At 74.1% G+C, this 1,146-nt stretch carries 1 protein-coding gene; it reads left to right on the top strand.

Annotated elements, in window-relative coordinates; genetic code table 11:
- A partial coding sequence (locus tag AHIS1636_RS19895) for a DUF222 domain-containing protein (protein ID WP_264797606.1) occupies positions 1-1,146 on the top strand: 1,146 nt, incomplete at both ends.

Here is a 1,146-nt window from a genome sequence, read left to right as displayed (position 1 = left end):
CAGGGAAGCGGCGAAGCCGCGGCCGCCGGCGCTGGTGGAGCACGGGCCGGTGGAATGGTTCCAGGCCTGGCGGGACATGACACCGGCGGACCTGGCGATCGTGCTCGCCCGGCAGGACGTCAAGCAGCTGGCGGACGGGGTGCTGCTGGAGTATCTGGCCGCGGTGGAGAAGGTGACCGCGTCCTGGCAGGCGGCCCGCGTGCGGGGGCTGGACGAGTTCGCTTCCCGCCGCACCGAACCCGGCTCCTTATTGATGGGGCCGGAGGGCCATGACCGGGGCACCGTGCGGGAACTGGCCGCGCACCTGCACCAGTCCCAGAAAACCCTGGTCCCGGACCTCGCGGACGCGGTCCAGCTCTGCGCGCACTTCCCGGCCACCCTGGAAGCGATGGACCAGGGGCGGGTCGACCTGGGGAGGGCGACCGCGATCGTCCGCGGCTCCCGCGACCTGCCCGCCACGGTCCTGCCCGAGTACGAAGCGCAGGTGCTGCCCGGCGCGGAGCACGTGGTGAGGGAGACCGTGCAGGACCGCGCGAGGGCCGCCCGGCACCGGCTGCACCCGCAGACACTGGACGAGCGGCATACGACGGCGATGGAACACCGCGGCGTCTGGTTCCGGCCGCAGGACGACGGCATGGCCGAACTGACCGTGCACGCCGGCGCGGATACCGTCATGGCCGTGTACAGCCTGGTGCAGGAGCACGCGAAACACCTCAAAACCCTCGACGGGGAAACCCGCACCCTGGCCCAGCTGCGCGCCGACGTCCTCACCGACCTCTGCCTCCAACCCCCAGCCACTCCCACGGGTGCCGGCGGTCCGGCCGAGGCGCTCGGGCTGGGCGAGAACGGCACCGGCGCCCCCGGCGCTGCCTTCGGGCCCGCCGCCGGAGACGCCGGGTCCGGCCCGGTCAACGGACAGGGCGCCGCGTTCGGCCTTACCGCCGATGCGACCGAGGACGGTGCCGGACAGGGCGCCGCGTTCGGTGTCGCCGCCGGTACCGCCGGTCCCGCCTCGGCTGCTGTGGGGCAGGGCGGGCTTTTCGGCCCGCAGGCCGACGAGGCTGCCGGAGCGGCGGGCCGGGGCGTCCACGACATGTGGGGCGGCGGGAACGTGAAGGCGTTCGTCGCGGTGACGATCCCGCTGGC

The sequence above is a fragment of the Arthrobacter mangrovi genome, from assembly GCF_026011795.1.
GTDB classification, from domain to species: Bacteria; Actinomycetota; Actinomycetes; order Actinomycetales; family Micrococcaceae; genus Crystallibacter; species Crystallibacter mangrovi.
This window is presented reverse-complemented; position numbering and strand designations above follow the sequence as displayed.